26 protein-coding genes, 1 tRNA gene and 1 pseudogene are annotated in these 25,259 nt (G+C 64.2%); 16 read left to right on the forward strand and 12 right to left on the reverse strand.

The genetic code is table 11. The features are described 5' to 3' along the window. The first annotated feature begins 25 nt into the window (after positions 1-25). From ABIA40_RS07280 to ABIA40_RS07295, 4 genes are all read left to right on the forward strand, one after another. Positions 26-478 carry a DUF2231 domain-containing protein gene (locus tag ABIA40_RS07280; protein ID WP_275498990.1) on the forward strand — a complete coding sequence of 151 codons (453 nt, stop codon included), beginning with the start codon at positions 26-28 and terminating at the stop codon, positions 476-478. After that, positions 475-1,809 (forward strand): PQQ-dependent sugar dehydrogenase, encoded by a 1,335-nt coding sequence (locus ABIA40_RS07285; RefSeq protein WP_404540242.1) that lies wholly within the window; start codon positions 475-477, stop codon positions 1,807-1,809. Before ABIA40_RS07280 ends, ABIA40_RS07285 begins: the two co-directional genes overlap by 4 nt. Before the next feature lie 61 nt (positions 1,810-1,870). Next, on the forward strand, positions 1,871-2,086 hold the full coding sequence (locus tag ABIA40_RS07290) for a hypothetical protein (RefSeq protein WP_036010879.1): 216 nt from the start codon (positions 1,871-1,873) through the stop codon (positions 2,084-2,086). A 13-nt stretch (positions 2,087-2,099) separates the two neighbouring features. Beyond that, positions 2,100-2,270 (forward strand): hypothetical protein, encoded by a 171-nt coding sequence (locus ABIA40_RS07295; RefSeq protein ID WP_275511181.1) that lies wholly within the window; start codon positions 2,100-2,102, stop codon positions 2,268-2,270. 54 nt (positions 2,271-2,324) lie between these two features. Here ABIA40_RS07295 and ABIA40_RS07300 read toward each other — a convergent pair whose 3' ends face one another. Both ABIA40_RS07300 and ABIA40_RS07305 read right to left on the reverse strand, forming a co-directional pair. After that, positions 2,325-2,708, reverse strand: coding sequence for a type II toxin-antitoxin system VapC family toxin (locus tag ABIA40_RS07300; RefSeq protein WP_275498988.1), 384 nt, complete (start codon positions 2,706-2,708; stop codon positions 2,325-2,327). Continuing rightward, the gene (locus ABIA40_RS07305; protein ID WP_157280592.1) at positions 2,705-2,962 is read right to left on the reverse strand and encodes a type II toxin-antitoxin system Phd/YefM family antitoxin; all 258 of its coding nucleotides are present in this window, start codon (positions 2,960-2,962) and stop codon (positions 2,705-2,707) included. Before ABIA40_RS07305 ends, ABIA40_RS07300 begins: the two co-directional genes overlap by 4 nt. A gap of 189 nt (positions 2,963-3,151) precedes the next feature. On the opposite strand from ABIA40_RS07305, the gene ABIA40_RS07310 reads away from it, so the two are divergent. The 3 genes from ABIA40_RS07310 (at position 3,152) to ABIA40_RS07320 (ending at position 6,186) form a co-directional block, all read left to right on the forward strand. Further along, complete coding sequence (locus tag ABIA40_RS07310) at positions 3,152-4,354, forward strand: MFS transporter (protein ID WP_404540247.1); 1,203 nt, start codon at positions 3,152-3,154, stop codon at positions 4,352-4,354. A 180-nt stretch (positions 4,355-4,534) separates the two neighbouring features. After that, the gene (locus ABIA40_RS07315; RefSeq protein ID WP_271544586.1) at positions 4,535-5,764 is read left to right on the forward strand and encodes a CaiB/BaiF CoA-transferase family protein; all 1,230 of its coding nucleotides are present in this window, start codon (positions 4,535-4,537) and stop codon (positions 5,762-5,764) included. A 206-nt stretch (positions 5,765-5,970) separates the two neighbouring features. Continuing rightward, positions 5,971-6,186, forward strand: a complete 216-nt coding sequence (locus ABIA40_RS07320; protein WP_014494475.1) for a hypothetical protein — start codon at positions 5,971-5,973, stop codon at positions 6,184-6,186. A gap of 239 nt (positions 6,187-6,425) precedes the next feature. Here the strand turns inward: ABIA40_RS07320 and ABIA40_RS07325 are convergent, their stop codons facing one another. Then, a complete protein-coding gene (locus ABIA40_RS07325; protein ID WP_404540252.1) occupies positions 6,426-7,088 on the reverse strand; it encodes a TetR/AcrR family transcriptional regulator in 663 nt (220 codons plus the stop codon). 207 nt (positions 7,089-7,295) lie between these two features. Here ABIA40_RS07325 and ABIA40_RS07330 point away from each other — a divergent pair, with 207 nt between their 5' ends. The 5 genes and pseudogenes from ABIA40_RS07330 to ABIA40_RS07350 all read left to right on the forward strand — a co-directional run bounded on the left by ABIA40_RS07330 (position 7,296) and on the right by ABIA40_RS07350 (position 11,419). Next, entirely contained in the window at positions 7,296-8,531 is a 1,236-nt protein-coding gene (locus tag ABIA40_RS07330; RefSeq protein ID WP_225142767.1) for an acyl-CoA dehydrogenase family protein, read from the forward strand. Positions 8,532-8,662: 131 nt separating this feature from the next. Next, positions 8,663-9,721 carry a phosphotransferase family protein gene (locus ABIA40_RS07335; RefSeq protein ID WP_404546183.1) on the forward strand — a complete coding sequence of 353 codons (1,059 nt, stop codon included), beginning with the start codon at positions 8,663-8,665 and terminating at the stop codon, positions 9,719-9,721. A 64-nt stretch (positions 9,722-9,785) separates the two neighbouring features. After that, positions 9,786-10,367 (forward strand): DUF2199 domain-containing protein, encoded by a 582-nt coding sequence (locus ABIA40_RS07340; protein WP_404540255.1) that lies wholly within the window; start codon positions 9,786-9,788, stop codon positions 10,365-10,367. A 171-nt stretch (positions 10,368-10,538) separates the two neighbouring features. Beyond that, positions 10,539-10,772 (forward strand): annotated as a pseudogene (locus tag ABIA40_RS07345) (NIPSNAP family protein); the annotation flags it as partial. A 20-nt stretch (positions 10,773-10,792) separates the two neighbouring features. Continuing rightward, positions 10,793-11,419: a LysE family translocator gene (locus tag ABIA40_RS07350; protein ID WP_271544576.1), complete on the forward strand. Its 627-nt coding sequence runs from the start codon at positions 10,793-10,795 to the stop codon at positions 11,417-11,419. A 155-nt stretch (positions 11,420-11,574) separates the two neighbouring features. On the opposite strand, the gene argE is transcribed toward ABIA40_RS07350, so the two are convergent. Beyond that, positions 11,575-12,747 carry an acetylornithine deacetylase gene (argE, locus tag ABIA40_RS07355; protein ID WP_404540258.1) on the reverse strand — a complete coding sequence of 391 codons (1,173 nt, stop codon included), beginning with the start codon at positions 12,745-12,747 and terminating at the stop codon, positions 11,575-11,577. Between the two features lie 1,125 nt (positions 12,748-13,872). Then, the gene (locus ABIA40_RS07360; RefSeq protein WP_109143341.1) at positions 13,873-14,658 is read right to left on the reverse strand and encodes an SDR family NAD(P)-dependent oxidoreductase; all 786 of its coding nucleotides are present in this window, start codon (positions 14,656-14,658) and stop codon (positions 13,873-13,875) included. Between the two features lie 134 nt (positions 14,659-14,792). On the opposite strand from ABIA40_RS07360, the gene ABIA40_RS07365 reads away from it, so the two are divergent. Together ABIA40_RS07365 and ABIA40_RS07370 are read left to right on the forward strand one after the other, a co-directional pair. After that, positions 14,793-15,491: a histidine phosphatase family protein gene (locus tag ABIA40_RS07365; RefSeq protein WP_057029612.1), complete on the forward strand. Its 699-nt coding sequence runs from the start codon at positions 14,793-14,795 to the stop codon at positions 15,489-15,491. 33 nt (positions 15,492-15,524) lie between these two features. Beyond that, complete coding sequence (locus tag ABIA40_RS07370; protein ID WP_036010906.1) at positions 15,525-16,292, forward strand: SDR family NAD(P)-dependent oxidoreductase; 768 nt, start codon at positions 15,525-15,527, stop codon at positions 16,290-16,292. Positions 16,293-16,439: 147 nt separating this feature from the next. Here ABIA40_RS07370 and ABIA40_RS07375 read toward each other — a convergent pair whose 3' ends face one another. Further along, on the reverse strand, positions 16,440-17,675 hold the full coding sequence (locus ABIA40_RS07375) for a serine hydrolase (protein ID WP_271544569.1): 1,236 nt from the start codon (positions 17,673-17,675) through the stop codon (positions 16,440-16,442). A 148-nt stretch (positions 17,676-17,823) separates the two neighbouring features. On the opposite strand from ABIA40_RS07375, the gene ABIA40_RS07380 reads away from it, so the two are divergent. Further along, positions 17,824-17,899, forward strand: a tRNA-Trp gene (locus ABIA40_RS07380). Between the two features lie 91 nt (positions 17,900-17,990). Here the strand turns inward: ABIA40_RS07380 and ABIA40_RS07385 are convergent. The 3 genes from ABIA40_RS07385 to ABIA40_RS07395 form a co-directional block, all read right to left on the reverse strand. Beyond that, complete coding sequence (locus ABIA40_RS07385; protein WP_271544563.1) at positions 17,991-18,752, reverse strand: glycosyltransferase family 2 protein; 762 nt, start codon at positions 18,750-18,752, stop codon at positions 17,991-17,993. Positions 18,753-18,893: 141 nt separating this feature from the next. Further along, complete coding sequence (locus ABIA40_RS07390; protein ID WP_157280578.1) at positions 18,894-19,400, reverse strand: hypothetical protein; 507 nt, start codon at positions 19,398-19,400, stop codon at positions 18,894-18,896. Between the two features lie 4 nt (positions 19,401-19,404). After that, the gene (locus ABIA40_RS07395) at positions 19,405-19,911 is read right to left on the reverse strand and encodes a hypothetical protein (protein WP_271544560.1); all 507 of its coding nucleotides are present in this window, start codon (positions 19,909-19,911) and stop codon (positions 19,405-19,407) included. Between the two features lie 136 nt (positions 19,912-20,047). Here ABIA40_RS07395 and ABIA40_RS07400 point away from each other — a divergent pair, with 136 nt between their 5' ends. After that, positions 20,048-21,745, forward strand: a complete 1,698-nt coding sequence (locus ABIA40_RS07400) for a hypothetical protein (RefSeq protein WP_404540265.1) — start codon at positions 20,048-20,050, stop codon at positions 21,743-21,745. On the opposite strand, the gene ABIA40_RS07405 is transcribed toward ABIA40_RS07400, so the two are convergent. The 3 genes from ABIA40_RS07405 to ABIA40_RS07415 are packed head-to-tail and all read right to left on the reverse strand — an operon-like array spanning position 21,735 to position 25,192. After that, positions 21,735-22,769, reverse strand: coding sequence for a Gfo/Idh/MocA family protein (locus ABIA40_RS07405; RefSeq protein WP_271544556.1), 1,035 nt, complete (start codon positions 22,767-22,769; stop codon positions 21,735-21,737). The genes ABIA40_RS07400 and ABIA40_RS07405 overlap by 11 nt on opposite strands. A gap of 2 nt (positions 22,770-22,771) precedes the next feature. Beyond that, positions 22,772-23,977 carry a class I SAM-dependent methyltransferase gene (locus ABIA40_RS07410; RefSeq protein WP_404540268.1) on the reverse strand — a complete coding sequence of 402 codons (1,206 nt, stop codon included), beginning with the start codon at positions 23,975-23,977 and terminating at the stop codon, positions 22,772-22,774. Positions 23,978-23,986: 9 nt separating this feature from the next. After that, the gene (locus ABIA40_RS07415) at positions 23,987-25,192 is read right to left on the reverse strand and encodes a class I SAM-dependent methyltransferase (protein ID WP_271544552.1); all 1,206 of its coding nucleotides are present in this window, start codon (positions 25,190-25,192) and stop codon (positions 23,987-23,989) included. Between the last annotated feature and the right edge of the window lie 67 nt (positions 25,193-25,259).

Raw genomic sequence — 25,259 nt, forward strand, 5'->3', positions numbered from 1 at the left:
AAGGCTAAAAGTCACGAGGCCAACCGTGCAAGACGCCATGCGCGTGCGTTCCACCGCGCAGATCGCGGGTCATCCGATTCATCCCATGCTGGTGCCGATCCCAATCACGTGTTTTGTCGGGGCGCTGCTGACCGACATCGCCTATGTCGCCAGCGCCGAGATCATGTGGGCGGATTTTTCGGCTTGGCTGCTGCTCGCCGGAATCATCTTCGGCGTGCTGGCGGCGATCGTGGGCCTGATCGACTTCCTCGGCAACCGGCTGGTGCGGGCGCAGGCGCCGGCCTGGCCGCATCTGATCGGCAATGCCGTGGTGCTGATCCTTTCGATCGTCAATCTCATGATCCACATGCGCGATGGCTGGACCTCGGTGTGGCCGAGCGGGCTGGTTCTGTCGGGGATCACCGCGCTTATCCTCACCGTCACCGGCTGGCTCGGTTGGGCCATGGTCTATCGCCACGGCGTGGGAGTTGCACGATGACATCTGCGATGATCCGCGCGCTGCTGTGCGCGTCGCTGCTGGGCTTGGCCGGCTGCAACGACGGCAGCGGCGATCCCAACGCGCAAGTGGGCGCCAACCCGGTACTGCCTGAGATCCAACAATATCTGCTGCCGCCGGTCCACATTGCCCGCATCGTCGGCTGGAAGAAGGACGAGACACCGACGGTTGCGCAGGGCTTGCAGGCCAAGGCCTTTGCCACGGGCTTGCAGCACCCGCGCTCGCTCTACGTGCTCCCGAATGGCGACGTGCTGGTGGTGGAATCCAGGCCGCCGAAGCGCGCGCCGATCAAACGGCCCAAGGACGTCCTGGTGGGCTTCGTCATGTCCTTGGCGACCTCCGGCGGCGACAGCGGCGAGAGCAACCGCATCACGCTGCTGCGCGACAGCAATGGCGACGGCGTGCCGGAGACGCAAAGCGTCTTCCTCGATCATCTCAACTCACCGTTCGGCGTCGCGCTGGTCGGCAACGATCTCTACGTCGCCAACACCGATGCCATCGTCAGATATCCCTACACGGAAGGGGATACCAAGATCACCGCCCCGGCCACGGTGCTGACGCCGCTGCCGGGCGGTCCGATCAACCATCACTGGACCAAGAGCCTGGTCGCCAGTCCCGATGGCGCGAAGCTCTATGCCGGCGTCGGCTCCAACAGCAACGTCGCCGAGAAGGGCATGGAGGCCGAGCACAACCGCGCCGCCATCCTCGAGGTCGATCGCGCCAGCGGCCGCTGGCGCGTGTTCGCAAGCGGCCTGCGCAATCCCAACGGCCTTAGCTTCGAGCCGCAGACCGGTGCACTCTGGACGGTGGTCAACGAGCGCGACGAGCTCGGTCCCGATCTCGTGCCCGATTACATGACCTCGGTGAAGGACGGCGGCTTCTATGGCTGGCCCTACAGCTATTTCGGCCAGCACGTCGATCCCCGCGTCAAGCCGGAGCGGCCGGATCTCGTCGTCAGGGCAATCGTGCCGGATTATGCGCTGAGCTCGCATGTCGCCCCGCTCGGGCTCGCCTTCAACACCGGCACCAGCCTGCCGGCCGCCTATCGCGGCGGCGCCTTCGTCGGGGAGCACGGCAGCTGGAACAGGCATGTGCTGAACGGCTACAAGGTCGTGTTCGTGCCGTTCAAAGACGGCAAGCCGAACGGCCCGCCGCAGGACGTCGTCACCGGGTTCCTCAACAGCGACAACCAGGCGCGCGGCCGCCCCGTTGGTGTTGCCATCGACAAGACCGGCGCGCTTCTGGTTGCGGACGACAGCGGCAACACGGTCTGGCGGGTGAGCGCGACCCATCCGCAGCTGACGCAACGTTAGGCCCGCCGGCGCGTTATCGTGCAGACCTTTTTTCTGAAATCTAGAGCCAGGAGTTTGGACAATGGGCCTTGCGCAATATGCCATCGTGCCGGTGCGGGACGAATGGGGCGTGCTGCACGACGGCGACGTCAAGAACACCTACGCCACCAAGGAAGCCGCGTTCGAGTCCGCAGTCGCCGCCGCATCCCTCGCGCTGCGTGAGGGACATGAAGTTCAGGTCAGCGTGCCCGGCCGCGAGGCGGGAGGCAACGCGCTCGGCGTCCGGGACAACGCTTGAGAAGGAAGACGCGATGACCAGGCCCCGTGAGCCCAACGGCGTCGAGCCATCCCGCTCCGAGGACGACATCCAGCGCGAGCAGCTCGGCCCGCGCGGCGTGCCGGGCGCGCCCGATCCGGCCAAGATGACACCGCAGCGCGAGAAGAAGACGCCGAAGCACGTGGATCCCGGCCACACTGCGTGAGGGCGTGGCGGGCTATCGGCTCGTCGAACGTCAGCGGCGTTACGCCCTGTCGACTTAAGCGATTGCTGCGATATCGGTCTTCGCAAAGTCATCACCGACATAGAGCAGCGCGCAGCCATGCTCCTTGGCGATATCGTAGGCGAAACAGTCGCCGAAGTTGAGGCCGGCAGGATGATTGCCCTTGCCCCAAAGCGAGTAGATCTGCGCCACGCGTTCGGCGGATGCCTGGGTCACCGAGATCACGTTCAGGCCGAGATGTGCGATCAGATTCTTCATCTCTTCGTACACGCCGCGGCGTGCAGCGACGATCAGGCTCTCTGCCGCGGTGGCGGCCGAGATCAGGATTTCGTCCGCGGTCTGAAGCGCAGCGATGCAGGCATCGGCTTGCGGCTCGTCGAGCACGATTGCCATGAGCGCCGACGTATCGACTGCGATCATTCCGGCAGTCCATCGTTGCCGAAGAGAAAGTCCTGGCTGCGCGCCGCATCCGGGCCGGGAAGAGCTTTGGCCGCACCACTCTTGCGGGCGGCCTCGAGCACCGCGCGCCGGGTCGCAGCGTCGGCAGGACGCTTGATCGGAACGAGCCGCACCGCTGGATGTCCATGTCGCGTCAGGATCACCTCGTCGCCGGCTTCGGCGCGACGGACGAGATCGGTCAATTGGCCCTTGGCCTCGGTGACGGAGACCCGCATCGCATTGTCCCTCTTCGCGTTTCCATAAAATGGACCAGAGAGTGGTCCATGTCAATTCAGGTCTGGCTGTCGCCGCTCTGCGAAGCAGGCTTCCATGGCATTCGGAACTGACATTCCTCGGTTCTGCGATCTCCCGCTAAGAGATGTGCGCCGGCGCAATCTGCGCCTGCCGGGCAGGCGACGTTTGGAATGCAGTTCTTGAAATTTGACGGCAGGCTCATCGGGGTCCTGCTGATGCTTGCCACCACGCAGCTGGTCGGATGGGGCACGATCGGGCTTCCCGCCATCGTCGGGCGCGATCTCGCCGCCGATCTCGGCATGAGCCTGCCGGCGGTGTTCGCCGGCACGTCCGTTCTCTACGTCTCGATGGGGCTGTGTGGCCCGTTGCTCGCCAAGTCGTTTGCGCGGCATGGCGCGCGGACGGTCATGATGGTCGGCACGATCGTCACTGCGCCGGGCTTCGTGCTGCTGTCGCTGGCGCGCGAGCCGGTGTTGTATTTCGCCGCGTGGATCGTCCTGGGCATCGCCGGCAGCGCCACGCTGTCGACCGGCGCCTATATCATGCTGAACGAGATCGCAGGAAGGCAGGCCAAGAACGCGATCGGCGCGCTGATGCTGGTGACGGGCCTGTCCAGCAGCATCTTCTGGCCGACGACCTCGTTCCTGAGCGGTCACCTCGGCTGGCGGGGGACCTGCCTGGTCTACGCAGCGATGATGCTCCTCGTCAGCCTCCCGCTCTATGCGTTCGGCGCGCCGCGCCGGAAGATCACAAAGGACGAGGGCGCCGCGCCGGCCAAGCGATCGCCGCCGCCCGCGATCGCACGGAGCACGTTCGGCCTCGTCGTCGCCGCGATCACGCTGAACGCCTTCGTCAATTTCGGCGTCAGTGCGATCCTGATCGAGCTGTTGCGGGCGGAGGGGCTGGCGCCGGCTCAGGCGCTTTTGTTCGGCTCGATGCTGGGCGTGATCCAGGTCAGCGCCCGCGGGCTGGATTTTCTCGGCGGCGGACGATGGGACGGCATCACGACCGGGCTCGTCGCGGGCAGTGCATTGCCGGTCGCCATGCTGCTGCTGATGTCGAGCGAGGGCGCCACCTGGGCGGTCGCGGTCTTCATCCTGCTCTATGGCGCCGGCAGCGGCGCAATGGCGGTGGCGCGGGCGACCATCCCGCTGGTGTTCTATGACCAGGCCGAGTTCGCCAAGGCGATGTCGATGATCTCGCTGCCGCTCAACCTCGCCTCCGCGATCTCGCCGCCATTGCTCGCGGGCCTGCTGACGGAGTTCGGCAGCCGTGCTGCGCTCGGTCTCACGCTGGTGTTCTCCTGCGCGACGGTGCTGATCCTCGTTCTGCTCGCTCGCCGCCGGCCGCGACAGCCGGCGGTCGTGACCTGAGCCGATCACGCAATATTCGCGGCGCGGAAAGTTTGCGGACGGCGATCACCTCAGGCCCGGCAGGAGATAGCCGTATGCCGCCAGTGCAGTGCTCAGCGTGCGAAAATGGTGGTATCGGCAGGGAGCGCGGCCCCGCGATCCCGCCGCTGCGCCAAGGTTAGTTCCCCGGAGGAAATCGACATGTCGGCCCTGCCGCTCTCAGGCATCAAGATCCTTGACCTCACCCGCGTGCTGGCCGGGCCGCTGTCGGCCCAGATGCTGGGCGATCTCGGCGCGGAGGTGATCAAGATCGAGCGGCCGGGCACCGGCGACGACGCGCGCGCTTTCGGTCCGCCTTACCTCGCCGACCCCGAGGGCAAGGCCAACAACAACAATTCGTTCTATCTCTGCGCCAACCGCAACAAGAAGTCGGTCACCGTCAACATCGCCAAGCCGGAAGGGCAGGCGATCGTCCGCGAGCTCGCCAAGGACGCCGACGTTTTCATGGAGAACTACAAGGTCGGCGATCTCAAGCGCTATGGTCTCGACTACGAGACCATCAAGGCGATCAATCCCCGCATTATCTATTGCTCGGTGACCGGCTTCGGCCAGACCGGACCTTACGCGCCGCGCGCCGGCTACGACGCCATCCTGCAGGCGATGGGCGGCCTGATGAGCGTCACCGGCCATATCGACGGCGAGCCCGGCGAGGGCCCGATGAAGGTCGGCCCGTCGATCGTCGACTACATGACCGGCATGAACGCCTCGATCGGAATTCTCTCGGCGCTCTACCATCGCGATGCCAATGGCGGGCAGGGACAGCACATCGACGTCTGCCTGTTCGATACGGTGATCGCATCGCTGTCGCACTGGCTCCAAATTTACCTCGTCAACGGCAAGACGCCGCCGCGCCGCGGCACCTGGGGCAATGGCGGCATGCCCGCCGGCGTGTTCCGCTGTGCCGACGGCGAACTGATGCTGGTGGTCGGCAATGACGGCCAGTTTCAGCGCACCTGCGCCGTGCTCGGCCAGCCCGAGCTCGCGAACGATCCGCGCTTCGTCAAGAACAACGACCGCGTCGTGCACGGCAAGGAGATCATGGCGATCTTCGCCGGCCTGTTCCTGAAGCAAAAGGTGGCCTACTGGCTGGAGAAGCTGGAGGAGGCCGGCGTGCCCTCGGGGCCGATCAACAATTTCGAGCAGGTGTTCTCCGACCCGCACGTCCAGTCGCGCGGCATGCGCGTGAAGGTGAACCATCCCTTCGAGCCCGATCTGTCGCTGGTCCGCAACGCGCTGACGCTCTCGGCGACCCCGATCAAGGACTATCGCGCCCCGCCGCTTCTGGGCGAGCACACCCAGGAGGTGCTCGGCGGCAAGCTCGGCTATGATGCCGGAAAGATCGAGCAGCTGAAGGCGCAGGGCATCATCTGACGCTCTGTTCCGCGCCTGGGGCCAAGAGGCCGGGATTCATGCGCAGCGCGACTATATTGTGACAGCCGTGGACGCGCGCGCCAGGCCGGGGCTTGCGTGAAGCTTACCCGCAATCCCCAAGTAATCCCGGTCCGTAGTCGCACAGGCTTCCGCTTTGCCTCCGACTCTGATTCGATCTCTCCACTTGAAGTCGGGGAGGGAAGTGAATGTCCTACACGATCGGGTTCCAGGCCAAGGACCAGAAGGCCATTCTGGCGACCGAGGCGGCCACCGCCAATCAGGCCGTCGCCATCATTGCCGCGCTGCGGCAGAGCGCTGACGAGATCAAGTTCATCCGCTCGCCGCAGGAAGGCGAGATGGGCATCGAGATGCTGCTGTTGCTCGCCAAGGAAGAGGCCGAGGAAATGCCGCAGCGGGTGTAGTCCCGCCCAGCATTCTCCGATCAGATCGACTGCATCGCCTGAAGCCGCTTACTTCACCTCGCCCCGCTTGCGGGGAGAGGTCGGATCGCTCTTGCGATCCGGGTGAGGGGGTACAGGTCTCCCGAAGACCGCACGTGTGGAGAGAGGCCCCTCACCCCAACCCTCTCCCCGTAAGAACGGGGCGAGGGAGCGCACCGCGAATGCGGCTTCCAGCTCCGTACCGTCAACGCCCATCCGCGCTAACGCGCCGCCACCTTTGATGGCGCCTTCGGCTCCGTCCGTCCCGCCGTCAGCGCCATCGTCGCCACGCTGACGACGCGCGCGACCACGTCCTCGACGTCGTCGAGGTCGCATTTGCCCTCCGAGAGCTTGGTCAGCCGTTCGCTCTCGCGGATGGTGTGATGCGCCATCGCGAGCGCGAAATTGAGGCCCCAATAGATATCGACGTCGCTGCGCTCGGGCAGGGATCGCCGCATCGCGCCGGCGAATTTCCGCAAATGGTCGATCTCGCGGTTCTTGATGCGGCGGATCGGCGGCACGGATTCGATCGAGGCGCGGATCATGAAGCGCGCCGCGGTCGAGCGCTGGTTCTCAGGTCCCAGGCAGCCGCGCAAGGTCGGCCCGACCAGTGCGTGCAGGATCACCTCGATCGACGCGCGGCCGCCGCCTTGCTCCTCCGCCGCCTTCAACTCGCGCAGGCGCTCGCGGTTGGTGGCGATCGACCGCGAGACGAACAATTCCGCGATCAACTCGTCCTTCGAGCCGAAATGATAGTTCACCGCGGCGAGGTTGACGCCCGCCTCCGCGACGATGTCGCGCAGCGTCACGTCGCCGAAGCCGCGATCGGCATAGAGCCGCTCGGCGGCGGCGAGAATGGCAGACCTCGTATGATCGCTGGCCATGGGTGCCCTCGGGGAGGGGAGTTGCAATTCAAACAGTTGTATGAAACTATCGTTTGAAGGCCGGAAAAGTCAATCCGCAATCGGGACTCGTTCGCAGCTGCAGCCGGGTTTCGACAGGTCCGCAAGGACGCGCATTTGCGCTTGCGGGCCGCGCGAAGCGGGAGGACAGTCCGGCGCAAAAGGACCAGTGAGAGAGAGGAGCGTCGCATGGACTTCGATATGTCGCCCAAGCAAAAGGAATGGCTCGACCGCGTGCGGTCCTTCATGGCCAAGCACGTGCGCCCGGCAGTGCCGATCTACGATCAGCAGGACAAGAGCGGCGACCGCTGGAAGGTGATCCCTGTTCTCGAGGAGCTCAAGAAGAAGGCGAAGGCCGAAGGCCTCTGGAACATGTTCATGCCGCCGAGCGAGCATGAGGACGACGAATTCCGCGGCGCGGGACTGACCAATCTCGAATACGCGTTGCTGTCGGAAGAGATGGGCCGCATCACGTGGGCCTCGGAAGTGTTCAATTGTTCCGCGCCCGACACCGGCAACATGGAAGTGTTCATTCGCTACGGCACCAAGGAGCAGAAGCGCAAGTGGCTGCGCCCGCTGATGGACGGCGAGATCCGCTCCGCCTTCCTGATGACGGAGCCGGCGGTGGCCTCGTCCGACGCCACCAACATCGAGACTCGCATCGAACGCGACGGCGACCATTACGTCATCAACGGCCGCAAATGGTGGTCGTCCGGCGTCGGCGATCCCCGTTGCAAGATCGCGATCCTGATGGGTAAGACCGATTTCAAGGCGGCCAAGCACCAGCAGCAGTCGCAGATCCTGGTTCCGCTCGACACGCCCGGCATCAAGGTCGAGAAGATGCTGCCCGTGTTCGGCTTCGACGATGCGCCGCACGGCCATGCCCAGGTGCTGCTCGAGAACGTGCGCGTGCCGAAGGAGAACATCCTGCTCGGCGAAGGCCGCGGCTTCGAGATCGCACAGGGCCGCCTCGGTCCGGGCCGTATCCATCACTGCATGCGAACCATCGGCAAGGCCGAGGAGGCGTTAGAGAAGATGGTGAAGCGGCTTGCCTCGCGCACCGCGTTCGGCAAAAAAATCGTCGAGCACAGCGTGTGGGAGCAGCGCATCGGCGAGGCCCGCACCAACATCGAGATGACGCGTCTTCTGTGTCTCAAGGCGGCCGACATGATGGACAAGGTCGGCAACAAGACCGCGCAGGCCGAGATCGCCATGATCAAGGTCGCGGCGCCCAACATGGCGCTGAAGATCATCGACGAGGCGATCCAGGCCTTCGGCGGCGGCGGTGTCTCGGACGAGGCCGGCCTTGCCAAGGACTACGCCCACATCCGCACGCTCCGTCTCGCCGACGGTCCGGACGAGGTCCACAACCGCGCCATTGCCAGGCTCGAACTTCGGAAGTATGCCAACTCTCCCAATCACTAAGCGGGGGAGCCCTGCGGCGCTCCCGACTTGAAGAAACGACGGGACATGATCCAATTGCGGTAACCGCTTGACGCAAGTGCGTCAGCGGTTACCGATTAGGATCATGTTCGGACTGAAGAGGGAGCGTGACCGTGGCTGACGGCGTCAGGAAAGACGAGGAGTTTTCGGGCACCAAGCCGGTCGAGGAGCGGCATCGCTTCGACGAGATGCGGCTCGAGGCCTGGATGCGCGAGCACGTCGAAGGCTTCGAAGGCCCGCTTGTGGTGCTGCAGTTCAAGGGCGGGCAGTCCAACCCGACCTATCGCCTCAACACACCGAACCGCTCCTACGTGATGCGCCGCAAGCCGTTCGGCAAATTGCTGCCGTCGGCCCATGCCGTCGACCGCGAGTACCGGGTGATCGCGGCGCTTGGAAAGCAGGGCTTTCCGGTCGCGCGCGCCTATGCGCTGTGCCAGGACGACGGCGTCATTGGAGCTGCCTTCTACATCATGTCGATGGAGGAGGGGCGCGTGTTCTGGGATCCGACGCTGCCGAGCCAGAACAACGATGCGCGCCGACAGATCTTCACTAGCAAGATCGAGACGCTGGCCAAGCTCCACATGTTCGACCCTGTTGCCATCGGGCTCGGCGACTTCGGCAAGCCCGGCAACTATTTTGCCCGCCAGATCGACCGCTGGACCAAGCAATATCGCGCGTCCGAGACCCAGCACATTCCGGAGTTCGAGAAGGTCGCCGAATGGCTGCCGAAGACGGTGCCAGAGCAGGCGCGCGTCTCCATCGTCCATGGCGACTATCGCCTCGACAACATGATTTTCCACGCGACGGAACCGCGCGTGCAGGCGGTGCTGGACTGGGAGCTGTCGACGCTCGGCGATCCCATGGCCGACTTCACCTATCTCTTGATGCAGTGGATCATGCCGGGCCTGGAGGGAGCCGACCTCAAGGCGCTCAACATCCCGAGCCTCGAAGAGGCCGCGCAGATCTATTGCAACGTCACAGAGATGACGGTGCCTGATCTCAACTGGTACTTTGCCTACAATTTGTTCCGTCTCGCCGGCATCACCCAGGGCATCGCCGGCCGCGTCCGCGACGGCACCGCCGCCAACGCCAAGGCGCTCGAATCCGCCAAGCGCACCGTGCCGCTGTCGAAGGCGTCGTGGGAGTATGCGCAGAAGGCCGGCGCGGTGTAGGAAGAGCGAAGGCGCGGTTGATGGCCGCGCCTTTCGCTTATGACGTGGAGGCCGCTTCGAAGAGATGGACAACGATCTATCCAACGACCCGCGTTGGCGCCGCATGTGGGAGCGGCCATGGCGCTGCGAGTCCTGCCAGGGCGAGCACAAAGGCATATTCGATCTCGCTTGCGACAATCCCGAGCAATGGCCGGGAAAGATGCGGAGTGCACCGAACAGTGCGCTCGATCTGAACAGCGACTTCCTCTCGGAGGATTTCTGCGTTCTCCGCGGCGAGCACTTCTTCGTGCGCGCGGTGCTCGAACTGCCCATCATTGGCGGTGAGGGCAAGTGCTTCGGGTTCGGTGTATGGGGGACGCTGTCGCGCCAAAACTTCGAGCGTTATGTCGAGAGTTTCGACAGCGGCGAGCAGGCGAAGCTCGGACCGTGCTTTGGATGGTTCTCGAACCGCCTCGCAGGCTACCCGGACACTCTCAATCTCAAATGCCGGCTGCATTTTCAGAGCGGCCGCCAGCGACCAAAAGTCGAACTGGAGCCGACCGAGCACCCGCTAGCAGTGGAGCAGCAGCGTGGAATAACCTTCGATAGATTGCTCGAAATCTACGCGCTGTACGGCCACGACATCAGGCGCGCGTTGTCGGACTGACCGAGCGGCGACCTTTGACATCCCGTGGCCCGATCCTATCTCCGCCAAGCACGGAGAATGATCATGATCCAGCAATTGCGTATCTACGAAATCTTCGAAAAGAACAAGGCTGCCTTTCACGCCCGGTTCTGCGACCATGCCGCGCGCATTATGTGAACCCGATACGGCTTCCAGATCGTGGCGATGTGGGAGACGAAGTCAGGCGATCGCACCGAGTTCGCCTATCTGCTGGAATGGCCCGATGAGGCGGCCAAGACATCGGGATGGGCGGCCTTCATGGCGGACGCCGAGTGGGCCGAGATCAAGCGGGTCACTCACGCGGAGCACGGACTCATGGTAGGGCAGATCGAGGACCTCCTGCTGGCGCCGGTGGACTATTCGCCGTCGTCTAGCCTCCTACGCTGACCCGCTTCGGAGATTCGACCATGATCGATCGTGCCACGCTCATCACCTACGTCGTCATCGTCCTCGGTTTTGTGTTCATCCCGGGCCCGGCGACGCTGCTCACCATGGCGCGCGCCGCAAGCTCCGGCACAAGGGCGGGAATTGCGACCGGCGCCGGCATTGCGGCCGGTGACTTGATCCACACCAGCATGGCGATCGTGGGCCTCTCGGCGATCATCGCGACCTCAGCGCTGCTGTTCAGCATCGTCAAATATGCAGGCGCGGCCTTCCTGATCTATCTCGGCATTCGCGCCATGCTCGACAGGGCGCCGGTCGAGTTGAACAGCGCCGCGTCCGCGATTGGCGCGGGCCGTGCCTTCCGCCAAGCCGTACTGACCGAAGTGCTCAATCCCAAGACCGCACTGTTCTTCCTGGCGTTCCTGCCGCAATTCGTGAAGCCGGAGCACGGTGCGACCGCACTTCAGCTTGCCATTCTTGGTGTCGTCTTCGTGCTGCTCGGTCTCGTCAGTACCGTCGTATTCGCTGTCGGCGCCGGCCGCCTCGGCAAGCTACTGCGCCGCTATCCGGCGGTGGTGAAGTGGCAGGGCAAAGTGGTCGGGACCATCTACTGCGCCGTCGGCGTGCGGCTGGCCTTGCAGGAGCGATAGGGCGCGGTGAGCCCGTAGTCGCAATGAGTGCGACGATATCCGGACAGGTGTTTCCCCCGCGCTCCGTCATTGCGAGCGAAGCGAAGCAAGCCAGAGTCGTTCCGCGGTGACAGCCTGGATTGCTTCGTCGCTTCGCTCCTCGCAAAGACGGCGGACTACCCTTTCGCACAATGCGCGATCAGCCTTTCCACGAACCCCGCGCATTTCTCCAGCTCCGCCATCTCCACGAACTCATCAGGCGTATGCGCTTGTGCGATCGAGCCCGGGCCGATCACCACGGAGGGAATGTCGGCGATGTCGGCGAACAAGCTCGCCTCGGTGCCGAAGGCGACCTTGGCGTGGTCGTTGCGCCCTGCCAGGCTCTTGGCCAAGGTGACGATGGCGGCGTCGGCGGCGGTGTCGAGCGCGGGATAGTCGAGGATCTCCTCGAAATCGATTCCGCAATCTGGATGTCTCGCCTTCATCGCCGGCTCGATCTCGGCCTTGGCCCAGGCGACGATCGCATCGGTCACCTCCTTGGACTCGGTGATGCCGATGCCGCGGCATTCGAAATCCACGGTGCAGGTATCAGGCACGATGTTCAGCGCTGCGCCGCCGTGCACGATGCTGGTGAGCAGCGTCGAATGCGGGACGTCGTAGAGGTTGTCTGTCGACCGCACGGCCGCCAGCGCCACGGCGCGGCGGCGGATCTCGACGATCAGCTCGGCGGCATATTCGATCGCATTGACGCCGTCGGGCGCGATCGAGGAATGACGCGCGAGCCCGTGGAACGTGGCGCGTACACCGTGCTTGCCCTTGTGGCCGATGATGACCTGCATCTGGGTGGGCTCGCCGATGAAGGCGCCGAGCGGCCGGACCGTCTTCTTCGCGACCTCGTGCAGCATCGGCCGCACGCCGACGCAGCCGATCTCCTCGTCATAGGAGATCGCCAGATGGATCGGCGTCTGAAGTCTCGCCTCCACCATCTCAGGGACCATGGCAAGGCACACCGCCACATAGCCCTTCATGTCGGTGGTGCCGCGGCCGTAGAGCTTGCCGTCGCGCTCCACCAGCTTGAACGGATCATGGCTCCAGTCCTGGCCCACGACCGGCACCACATCGGTATGGCCCGACAGCACGAAGCCCGGCCGATCCTCCGGCCCGATCGTGACCCAGAGCGAAGCCTTCTCGCCGGTCTCGTCGACGATGCGCTCACCCTTGAGGCCGAACGCGGCGAGATAGCTCTCGATATGGGCAATCAGGGGCAGGTTAGTGCGGTCGCTGACGGTGTCGAACGAAACGAGGTCGGCGAGGAGCTTTCGGATGCGGTCGGGTCTTGAGCTTGGCATTGTGATGTTCTGTTGGAGAGCAGGAAGGCTGAAGCGCCTGCAGGAACCATACCAATGTGGCGGCCGGTCGGGCAAATCAACACCCCAGCCGTCATTCCGGGGCGATGCGCAGCATCGAGCCCGGAATCCATCGGGCCGCATCACCCGCTGCGAAATGGATTCCGGGCTCGCGACTTCGTCGCGCCCCGGAATGACGAGGGGAGGTCTACCATCCCTTGCGTTGCCCGACGGGCAAAACACGCGAGCGCTAGGTCAACGCACGCGGAGTGAAAATATTCCACTTTACCGAAATTCGGAAATCGCATATTTTTCGCGCCACCCGGCCCAAGGAAGAGGGGCGTATCGCGATCGTCACGAACGTGGGCCGGGCGGCGGTGGACGCGGGCCACATCGGCGCGAAAAGCTTCGCAGGGCGGAGAGCCGTGAGCGAAGACCTCGCGCCAACGACGGGTGCGGCTTGCGTACGGCAAAATCGTGTGGTCCTGGCGCCCGGGGTCTGTGCGCCAAGTCTTGTGGTGATGTGAGCGGCCCAACCGGGCCCACGCGTCAGCCATCCGCAAGGCGACGGGGGCAATAGTGCATCGCTCCCCGGGGAGAGCACGACATAAGCCGTAAAGCCACTGCGCAGGGAAGGCCGGATGTTTGGCTTCACCTGTATGCCGCTGTGCAAATTCTTCGTTGCCACCTTTCGCACAGTGGACCGTGGGTGCCCGGCCGCACCCGGTCTTCCCTGCGCCCTCTTTCAATTGAGGGTGAGCAAAGCTCGGGCGAGTCCGCCGCGAGGATGCGAAGGTGTGTCCGCAAATGAGATGTCCGTCGCAGAACGGCGCCGGCGCCACTTGCTCCGTCATTGCGAGCGCAGCGAAGCAATCCAGAGTCTTTCCGCGGATGCAGTCCTGGATTGCTTCGCTGCGCTCGCAATGACGATGTTGAGGCAGTATCGCGCCGAGCATCGCTCTCGTGCCCCGGACGCAGCGCAGCGCCTCCCCGGCGATGCGAAGCATCGTCCGGTTCGGCGGTGCGCTGCAGAGCCGGGGCCTATGTTGCAGCGAGTTCTGCAGCCTGCTGGATCCCGGCTCTGCAACGCATCGCTTACGCGCTGCGTCGCGTCCGGGACACCGCGAACTAAACCGGCTTGCCCGTATACGGCATCGATGCCGTCAAGCCGCCGTCGACCGGGAACGCCTGGCCGTTCACATACGAAGCCTCGTCGCTCGCCAGGAACAGTCCCATCGCCGCGAGCTCGTGCGGCTGTCCCGGCCGCTTGAGCGGGTTGAGCTGGCCGATCTTGTCTTGGGTGCCGCGCTCCTTGGCGCGGTCGAAGATCGGCTTGGTCATGCCTGTTTCGATCAGGCCGGGGCAGACCGCATTGATGCGCACGCCGGTGCCGGTGAGCGAATACGCCGTGGTCTGCACCAGGCTGATCACGCCGGCCTTGCTCGCGGCATAGGGATGCCCGCTCGCGCCGGCCTTGAGGCCGGCGACAGAGGCGGTCAGCACGATCGCGCCGGACTGCTGCTTGACCATGTGCGGCATGGCGTACTTCACCGCGAGGAACGGCCCGATCAGGTTGACGCGCAGGATTTCCTGCCAATGCTCGACGGTCTGCTCGGCGAGCGGAACGAGTCCGCCGGAGACGCCGGCATTGGCCCAGATCACGTCGAGCCGGCCGTGCGTCTTCACCGCCTTGTCGATCACAGCGATGACGTCTTGTTCGGAGCCGGCATCCGCAACCATCGCTTCCGCGACGCCGCCGGCCTTCTTGATCTCCTCGACCGTCTCCTTCACCGCCTCGGTGCGATCGACCGCGATCAGCTTGCCGCCTTCCTTGGTGAACAGCAGCGCAGCCGCGCGACCGATGCCGCTGCCGGCGCCGGTGATGATGACGGATTTGCCTTGCAGGCGGCCCATGCGTTTCTCCCTTTATGCTCGTGCACGACGCTTGCCGCGCGACGGAATTTCAAACAAGATTTCAAACGGCAAAGTGTCTTGAGACACGTTCACTACTCACGTACAGCGACAATAGACGGGATGGAAGGGTTTCGATGGCAGGTGCAGACAAGCCGAACGTGGTCATCACGCGGTGGTGGTGGGTCCGTCACGCGCCGGTGCGCAACGACGGCGGCAACATCTACGGGCAGAGCGACATCGCCTGTGACACCAGCGATACTTATGTGTTCAATGCTGTTGCCAAGGTGCTGCCACGCCAGGCGGTCTGGTATTCGAGCAATCTGATGCGCACCCATCAGACCGCCGAGGCGATCTGGGCCGCGGGTTTTCCAAGGCCGGCAGCGCTGAAATGGGAGGCGGATCTCGCCGAGCAGAACCTCGGCCGCTGGCAGGGCATGAACCGCGCCCAGTTCATTGCCAGCCGCCCCGTCGGTGCGAGCTGGTTCGCCGACATCAACGAGCCCGCGCCCGGCGGTGAAAGCTTCATGGACCTGTACAACCGCACGCGCCGCACCATCGAGCGGATCAACGCCGAGGCGGCCGGGAAGGACATCATCGCAGTCGCGCATGGCGGCACTATCAGGGCGGCAGTGGGTTTCGCGCTCGGCGGGCAGCCGGAACGCGGGCTGTCGTTCGACATCGACAATTGCTCGGTGACGCGGCTGGATTATTTTGCGAGTCCCGATCGCACGGTCTGGCGGCTGCCGATGGTCAATCAGCAGCCTTGGATCGCCGATCCCGCGCACGCGGCGATGCATCAGCCGGCGGGACCGGAAGTCAAGAAGCTGGCCTGATACTGAATACGAAAATCAATCTGGGAGAGAAACATGACCTTGTTCGACATGAAGGGGAAAGTCGCCGTCATCACGGGCTCGACGCGCGGCATCGGGCTTGCGATCGCCGAGCGCATGGCCGAGCACGGCGCCAAGGTGGTGATCTCCTCGCGCAAGGCCGACGTGTGCGAGCAGGTGGCGAAAGGCATCAACGACAGATTTGGCAAGGGCACCGCGGTCGCGGTCGCCGCGAACATCTCCTCGAAAGAGAATCTGCAAAACCTCGTCGACGAGAGCAACCGCGCCTTCGGCAAGATCGACGTGCTGGTCTGCAACGCCGCATCGAATCCATATTACGGCCCGCTCGCCGGCATCTCCGACGATCAGTTCAGAAAGATCCTCGACAACAACATCGTCGCCAACAATTGGCTGATCTCGATGGTGGTGCCGCAGATGATCGAGCGCAAGGACGGATCGATCATCATCGTCTCCTCGATCGGCGGCCTCAAGGGCTCGACCATCCTCGGCGCTTACGCCATCTCGAAGGCCGCGGACATGCAGCTCGCGCGCAACCTCGCCTGCGAATACGGCCAGCACAACATTCGCGTGAACTGCATCGCGCCGGGCCTCATCAAGACCGATTTTGCCAAAGCGCTGTGGGACAATCCGGAGAACCTGAAAGCCTCGACCTCGCGCTCGCCGCTCTTGCGCATCGGCATCCCCGACGAGATCGCCGGCGCGGCCGTGTTCCTGGGCTCGAAGGCCGGCGACTTCATGACCGGCCAGACCATGGTGATCGACGGCGGCGCGACGATCAGTTGAGATAACGACCGTGTCCCGGACGCGGTGCAGCACGAAGTGCTGCTCCGCAGAGCCGGGACCCAGAAAACCAAGACCGCGGTTGTGGAGGCATGGGCCCCGGCTCTGCGCAGCAACGCAAGGGCGTTGCAGCGCGTCCGGGGCACGAGACTAATCCACCGCCGCGTACACCAGATCTCGCACCAGGGTCCGCGTATAGTCGCGCTGTCCCGGCCCCTGGCTCATGAACACTGCGAACAGATCCTCCTTCGGATCGATCCAGAAGAACGTGCCGGCAATGCCGCTCCAGAAATACTGGCCGACGCTGCCGGGGAAGGGCGCGATGCCGGCCTCGCGGCGCACGGCAAAGCCGAGGCCGAAGCCATGGCCCGGCGATAGCAGCGTGCCGTTGGTCGGCACGCCTGGCCCGAGGTGATCGGAGGCCATCAGCTCCAGGGTCTTGCGGCCGATGATCCTGTTGCCGTCGAGCGTGCCTCCATTGCGCAGCATCAGGCAGAAGCGGGCGTAGTCCATCGTGGTCGAGACCAGGCCGCCGCCGCCGGACTCCATCACGGGCTGCTCGAGCATGTTGAACAGGGCGACCTTCTCGCCGGTCCACGGGTCGGCCGCGAACGGCTCGGCAAGGCGGCCGGCATTGGCCTGGCTTGTCGAGAAGCCGGTTTCGGCCATCTGGAGCGGCGCAAGCACGCGCTCGGTGAGGAACTCGCCGAGCGATTTGCCGCTGACGACTTCGATGATGCGGCCCAAAATATCTGTGGAGCGGCTGTAGTTGAACTCCGCGCCGGGCTGGCAGACCAGCGGGAAGCTCGCCACCAGCGCGGCATGTTCGGCGTTGGTGATCTTGCGGCTGCGGACGCGGGACTCCTGGTAGAGCTTGTGCACGGGGCCGTCGCCCTGGTGCTCGTAGGTGAGGCCGGAGGTGTGGCGGAGCAGGTCCTGCACGGTCATGGGCCGCGCCGGCGGTACCAGCTCCAACCGGCCGTCCTTGACGACGCCGACCTGCTGGCTCGCGAACTCCGGGATGAACTTTGCGACGGCATCGCTGAGCAGGAGCTGTCCGTCCTCGACCAGCGCCATGATGCCGACCGAGACGATCGGCTTGGTCATCGAGAAGATGCGGAAGATCGAATCGCGCGCCATCGGCGCCGCGCCTGCCGGGCTCTGCTTGCCGAGCGCCTCGAACCAGCCGATCTGGCCGCGCCTCGCCACCAGGACGGTGACCCCGGGAACGGTTCCCTTGTCGATCTCGCGCTTGAAGGCGTCCGACATGGCCTGGATCCGCGGCCGCGACAGCCCGAGCGTCTCTGGGCGCGCTTCCGGCAAAGCTGGGGTGTGGGGCGCGTTTGCGGCCTGCGGGGCGGCAGTGGCGGTCGCTGTAGCGGTCATGGGCACTCCCGATTGTTTTTCGTTATGGCCGATGGACTGTGACCCAGAACCCCCAGCACAAACAAGCGAAGCCGGCGCGGTTCACCCTTGCAAACCGGCCGCTCTCTGTGCTTGAAAGCGCCCCTGATCCGCGGCGACGCGGGTTCGTAGGAGTGTAGCTCAATTGGTAGAGCACCGGTCTCCAAAACCGGGGGTCGCAGGTTCGAGCCCTGCCACTCCTGCCAGCCAAATCAATCACTTAGACTAGATTTCGGCGGGAGGCGTCCCGCGCGCAGGAAATCCTGCAGTCGCCGTGCTGGACGTGCCGTTCCGGGCCTAGCGCGCCGGGGTCCGTTCCGCGTCGGCGGGAATCTGTCTGAGGTTGACGTTCCGGATGGGAACGCGGCGCAGCAGGGAAAGGATGGTCCCGCCGAGCTCGAGATAGGTGCGCAGCCGCAGCGCGCGCGACGAGCCCCTCAGCTCCGCGTTCAGGCTCACCGGAACCTGGACGTAGGTGAGGCCGAGCTGGAGCAGGGAGATCAGCGCACAGATCTGGTAGCCGTAGCCGTCGGCCTTGACCGCGATCTGGCGCAGCCACTTCACGGGATAGACGATCATGCTGTGATAGTCGGACAGCCAGAAGCCGAACAGGCAGTTCAGGATGAACCGCAGTGAATGCGACTGCAACGAGCGGTTGACCGAGCGGTCCGACTGGTTATCGCGATAAGTAATGACGAGGTCGGCGGCGCCCGCCGCCTTGAACATCCGGGCAATACCTTCGTTCTGGAAGGCGTGATCGCCGGGGATGAGCGTGATGGCATCGAATTTCGCGCGCGACAGCGCATATTCGAAGCCGGCACCGACACCCCGCGGTTCGGCATTGTGATGCACGATGATGCGCGGCTCGCCGGCTGCGAACTCGTCCATGATCGCGCCGGTGGCGTCGGTGCTGCCGTCGTCGATCAGGAAGATCTCGAAATCGTCGAGCAGCTCCCGGGCGAGCGGCAGCACGCCGTCGATCGTATCGGCGATCTTGTCCTGCTCGTTCAGTGCAGGAATGACGATCGTAAGCCTTTTTGCCGCTCTCGAAGGTGTCATTGTATGCGCCCGTTGGCGGGGCCACTCTGTCCCGGTGGCCCCATGCAAGTCTAGGTCATCTGAACCGGGCGAACAATGCGGCTCGCCGGTAGGGACCCCGCACGAACTGCATGAAACCGGCAATGTGTGTGTTCCGCGCAACTAGTCGGAAAAATCATAGAGGCTGGTGTCGCCAATGCCGAAGGCGCGGCGCAGCCGTCCGACGTGGCCTGCCATATTCCGGCCCGCCGCCGTCGCCGCGAAGTGCGAATCGGACCGTTCAACCAGGCCGCCATCGACTAAGTTCCCAATTCGTGCGCGGAACAGATCTGGAACCTGCCCGTCAGCGATCTCCGATAGCGGTGCCCTGCGATCGGGGCGATCGACGAGACTGAGCAGGATGCCCAGCGAAACCGATTTATAAACGGCGCCAAAGGCGAACACGTAAGCCATGACACAAAATCCGAAAATCGATGCGGCGTCCCAGTACTGAAGCTGCGGGACGAAGAGAATTCCGAGCATCACCCCGAGACCGTGCGAGACAACCGTGGCAATCGCCAGCAGGGTCACGGGTCCGAGCGGCCATGCGCGTGCGCGGGCCATGAACTGCAGGGCAGGCGCCAGCAGGGCGAACACGGCGACCGCGGCAAGTCCGACAGCAAAGGACATCGACTCACCCAAGGCCTGTCGACAGACGAACGAGCTTGACGAGGTGCGCTACCGCAACTCCCTTGGTGGTGGGGGCAAGCCGGCCGTCCGCCGTGATCACCATGCCGGTCCCGATCAGGAGCTTCAGGCGATTGTGCGTGAAGGTGCCGAGATCTCCACCTTGCATGTAGGCTGTCGCCCATTGCTCCAAGGTGAGAGGACGTCCAGCCTGAACGAGTGCGGTGAGCAGCGTCAGCGTGAAGCCCCAGGCCAGCAGGCTGAACAGGATGTAGCAGAACATCATTGCGGTCCCGAGCAGGAAGAGACCGCCAACCACGTCGCCAAGGTGGCGCTGGCCTGGAAGGGCGATACACGCGACCGCGTAAAGGATGACGACGCTGATGCAGCCCAGCCGGAAGCGGCGGCCGGATCCGCCGGTGGCGGCGATGCGCGCGTAACACAGCAACAGCAATGGAAAGGCGATGCTGAGACCAATCGCAGCGGCTTGCGTCGGGCCCGGTAGCATGTTCATTGTGGAAAATCGTCCCGGACGCTTCTGAAGGCCCAGCCAGGGTGGCAGTCTATAGGAGGTCGCATTTTTGCGGTCAAGGGAGCCCCGGCGCCCCGGCCTTGCGGTCGCCGCTTGGGCGTGCGAATCCTCGCCGACGATGTCCTCCCTTTCCCCTCCGAGCTTGTCCCCGTCGCTGCGCGCCATAGCCATCCTGATCGTCGTGCTGCTGGTTGCGCATGCGCCGATGCTTCTCAATGACGGCCTGTTCATGGACGACTGGCTGGTGCTCAAGCCGCGTCCGGACTATTTCATCGACATCGATTTCCTGTTGAATGGCGCCGGCCATCCGATCTTCTACAGCTACGACACGTTCGCGAACTGGACCGGCGCCCCAGTCGTTGTGATGGTATCGCTGGCACTGGCCGGAATCGTCTTCGGCGCGGTGTGTCTGATGCTGACGGCGATACGGCTCGATCTACTCGACCGCGCCGAAGCGGTCGGCTTCGCTCTGATCGTCTGGACCTATCCCGGTTATCAGCTTTGGGCCGGCAAGGCGAACGCGGTCTATGTCTTCAGCTTCGGACTCCTGTTCGTCGGCGCATGGCTGCTGACGCTCGCCTTCAGCGCGCAGGGCTGGCGGCGTGTGTTGCTTCGCGTGGCCTGTGCATGCCTATTCGTGCTCAGCTTCGCGCTCAACTCGACGGTTGTGCTCTATGCCTGTGTCATGCTCGGACTGTTCGTTGCAACATGGCGGAGCGGAGCCGTTGCGCAAGGCTTTGTTCGTCGTGCATGGCTCGCAGCCTGGCGCTGTGCTTTGGGCTATCCGGAATTGATTGCCCTTCCTATTGTTTATGCGGGCACGCTTGGTATCTGGTTCAAGCGCATCGGTTTGTACGCGCAGCATTATGGCGCCCATTTGCCGACCCTCGGGGAGCTGGCGAGCGGATGGAAGGCGTTCTTCGACGCCGGCTACAGGGACGTCGTGGCCCACGCGATCAGGGCGGCGATCCAGGTCCCGGCTCCCTTTATCCTGGCTGCGGTGCTCGTCGGCGTCGCATTGCTGCTACTTCGTCCCGGCACAGAGGCAACTGCACTCAGACGGGCGACCGCCTTGCCGCTCATCCTCGCCGTTGGTTTGTTCCTCGCGTTGTCCTCGCCCTATCTGATTGCCGGCCTGCGTCCCTCGTCCAAGCATTTCTACGAAAGCCGTCACCTGCTGCTGTTTGGCGTGCCGGCGGGGCTGGCGCTTCTCGCGTTCAAGCGTCAGGCCGAACGTTGGATCGGCCCGACCGCCGCCGTTGCGATGTTGTTCGGATTGGGCTCGATCCTATGGATCGGAATGCTGTGGAATGACTACGTCTTCATGCAGGCGAGAACGCTGAAGCAGGAGGCTCTGACGCGCAGCCTCGCCGACCGAATCCAGCCCACGGCGACGGTCTACGCGCTCGACGACCGATTCTTCGACTATCGGTCACGGGACGTGCCGTTCGGCCTGGCCGAAGTCACCGGTATGCTCCGGCTCGCCTGGGGCAATCAGCCCTTCTTTGGGTTTGCCTTGCGTGCCGAGCGGCCCGACATCCTCCAGGAAATGGAGTGGAAGCGGGCTGCTCCGGGAACTGCATTCCGTCATTTCGATCCGTCGGGACCGCAGGCGACGATCTCGTTGAAGGCGGGCGGCTCTGGAGCTGCGTCGGACCGGGCATTGGTACGAAAGTACTACGCGTGTCGGTTGCTGGCGCGCTGTGACGTTGCAGAGTTTCTGGCTCAACTCGCGGAGGTCAAGATCACGGTCGGCCCGATCGCTGGAATCTTGCCGCTCAACGGCGCCAGCGAAGATGTCTCACCTAGCCGCTAGCGCGCCGCTTCCAGATCGCTTCTGCAAGCGCGATGTCGGTCACCGAGTCTTGGCCAGGCGCAAGGGGCATCCGTCGTTCGGTAACATCGGAGACAAAGGCAGCGGCCTGGCGCCGAAATGCCCAGCTGGTTGCATGCTCGAGCTGCGTGGACTCGTCTTGATGATCGAGGATGACCCGTGCCTCCTCTTCGGCGAAGGGCGCGGGCAATTCGATGGTCAGGGCGCCGCGCTCGAAATCGATCGTCAGTCCCTCGCGCCAGGCTCCGTCGGACCCGTTCACGAGATCCAGCGTACAAGCGATGCCGTCGAAGTCGAGGGTGATGCGCGCGGCTCCCGAAATTTCGACGGAACTATCGGCGACCGTTGGCGATGATCCGAGCAGGTAGCGCGTCAGATTGATGATATGGCTGAAGACGTTCAGAAAGTTGTCGTAGCCGGCCCGCATCGCGCTCGGCATCCAGTCGGGACCGTCCTGCCAGAGCTCGATTCCGTCCGGCCGTGTTTCGCCGGTCATGACGAAGTTGTCGCGCGACCGGCCGGTGTCGCCGCCAAAGCACCAGCCCTTGGCGCGGACCACCCGACCAAGCGATCGGTCGTTGCGCAAGCGCGTCAGCACCTCGAGCGCGCGCGCCACACCGGCATCGTGACGCTTCATGTAGCCGATGCTGTAGACGAGGTTTCGCTGCCGCGCCGCTTCGACCAGCAAATTCGCCTGAGCCGTCGTATAGGCCATCGGCTTCTCCGACAGCACGTGGCGGCCGCTGTTCAACGCGTCCAGCACGATTGGACCGGTGGCTCGCCGCTTCGTCACGACCACGACAGCGGACACCGCAGCGTCCGCGAGCAGCTCCCGATGCGTGCCGTAGACCTGCGAGATGCCGAACTTCTGCGCTGCGGCGGCAGCGAGATCCGGCCGGAGATCGGCGATGGCGACGACGCGGCAGGCGGGATTGGCGACGAAATTGGCGAGGTGGCACATCTGGCCGACCATCCCGGTCCCGATGATGCCAATGCCTGGCCTCACGGCTATGATCCCTTGAAGCGCTTCCGGATGACGAGGAAATGCGCCGGCTGTCCCCAGGTGTTGATGAACGCCGGATCTGTCTGGGTCAGGGCCGTGACCGCGGGCGCATCGCGTCGCCCGATCGCGGCGAAGATGCGGTGGAAACTGTCGAGCGTCGCAACGATGGTTTCGATGTCGGAAGCATCGTCCGCGAGAATGTCCGTCGTTCGGATCGCCTCGCGTAAGGACGCAAGGCTCGCGATCACGCGCGGCAGGCTCTCGCCGAAGGGGGCGTCGATCATCGCGTCGACGTCGAGAACCAGCGTCTCGATCGATGTCGAAATCGCCGCCACGGCATCGGCCTTGCCGACCAGGTAGAGCTTGCGTCCGCCGAGGAAGCTGAGGCGGCTGCGGTCGAGATGGCGCGCCGCACGCCGCAGCTTCTCGTCGGCTGAGAGAACCTTCTTATGCCAGTAGACGTCCAGGCTGTCGCGATAGGCTGGCCACGCCGAATGGATGTCGAATCCCTCTTCATGCGCTGCCGTGCACAAGGCGGCTGCGTCGAGGAAGTACCGATGCCGGACGAACGGGTTCTCGAGCACGTCCATCAGCCAGGATTCGAAGCTGCGGGTGTGCGGAATGCTGTTCCATTTCGCGTCGAAAAGCGTCTTCGCGGTTTCGAGTGCGGGACGGCCCGACAAAGCCTTGCCGGCGGCATGGATTGCCTTGAGCGCGAGCTCGAAGAAGCCGCCATAGCGCTCGTAATAGGACACGACGGCGAAACCGTCGAGATTGAGCAGCCGATGGAAGACGCCGAGCCAAGTTTCGGTCGGCTGCACGGTGTAAATGAAACCTTCGGCATCGATGATGTCGTAGCGGCGCTCGCTGCGAAATCCCTCGACATCGGCCAACGCGAGTTCGCGCAGGCGCTCGCTCAGGCCAAAATGCGCGAAATAGGCCTCAATTTTCGGATGCGCATGCCGGTTCGGTTCGGCAAGCGCCATGTTCGCGCCCCAGCCGGCAAACACCAGCGCATTCTCACCGGAATCTGGACCGAATTCGAGCACCTCCGCATCGCGGAACAGCCGCGGCGGCAGCACGAGCTTGTCGGAAAACAGCTCGCGCCGCTGGCTGGCATATGCATCGAGTTCCGCGGCCGATTTGAAATTCCCGAACGTCGGTAGGACGTCCTGACGTTCGTAGTAATTGAAGAGCTTCTCGTCAGCCATGCCGCGTCCCTAACCCAAGGCCGCCTCGAGCCGGTCGAGCTCGCTCCAGATGTCGGAGGGCGCGAAAATCGAAACGATGTGCAGCGGCCGCTTCACGTTCTCGCGCAGCCGGCCGCTGACCTTGGCTTCGTTTTCCTGGTTCACGGCGAGAAGGCAGACGAGCGGCTCCGACTTGCCGACGAGCTCGTCCGGCGAACGGATCGGTATGCCGGTGCCGGGCAGGAACAGCCCCTGACGCTCCCTCTGGTCGTCGACCGACAGGTCGACGAGATCCGCCAGCTCATGCGCGTTGGTGAAGGTGCAGGCGCGGCAGCCCGCGCCGTAGATCGCGATCTCGGCGCCGCTCGCACGGGCCTTGGCGAGGACCGGACGCAGGCGCGCGCCGTACTCCCTTGCGCGCTGGCCGAATTTCTCACCGACGCCGGAGGGCGCAGGAGGCGGCGTCACGTCGCGGGCTGCACGACGGGCGGCGACCGCGAGGCTGCCGCCGCTGAAATTGTACTTCTTCACCGACACCGCCTCGAAGCCGTGGCGGGCCAAGAGCGCGAGCAGGATCGGCTCGGTGAAGTAGCTGACGTGCTCCTCCCACAGCACGGAGAGGTCTCCGGCCGTCGAACCGGGATCAAAGTCGGGCACGTCGATGAACAGCAGCCCTTCGTCGCTGAGCGCGATCTTCACGCAGTCGAAGAAGTTCTCGAAATCGACGATGTGCTCCAGCACCTGACGGGAGACGACGAGGTCGAACTTGCCGGCCTGGGCGACCGCGTCGTGACACAGCGCCGGGCTGATCATGTCGGCATAGACCTTGATGCCGCGCTCGCGGGCGATCTTGCCCGACACCGGGTTGGGCTCCACGCCCACCAGGACCTTCGCGCCGCGTTCGCGCAGCTTGTCCATGAACAGGCCGTCGTTGCATCCGATCTCGAACACGGATTGATGCTTGGAGAATTTCGCGATGGTGTCGAGCTCGTCGACCTGGTGCGGCTCCGGCTTCCAGCTGCTGAAATTGTAGTTGAACTGGCGATACAGGATGTCCGGATCGATCGGCTTGACGATCTGCGGCAGGCCGCAATCGCCGCAGGCGAGCACCTCGAACGGATAGCGTTCCTCCTGCTCGTTTCGGCTGTGCCGAAGGCGATGCGCAATCGGCATCAGGCCGAGGTCGATGACCGGTCGCAGGTCGGTCGAATGGCAGAGGCGGCAATGGTCGGTCACGGCTCTAGCTCTTGGCAGGACAAGCGAGGAACGTCGGCGCCTCGAAGCGATGTGGGCGCAATTGAAG

Origin of the sequence: Bradyrhizobium sp. USDA 223 (assembly GCF_044909005.1) — a bacterium.
In the GTDB taxonomy this organism is placed as follows: domain Bacteria; phylum Pseudomonadota; class Alphaproteobacteria; order Rhizobiales; family Xanthobacteraceae; genus Bradyrhizobium; species Bradyrhizobium yuanmingense.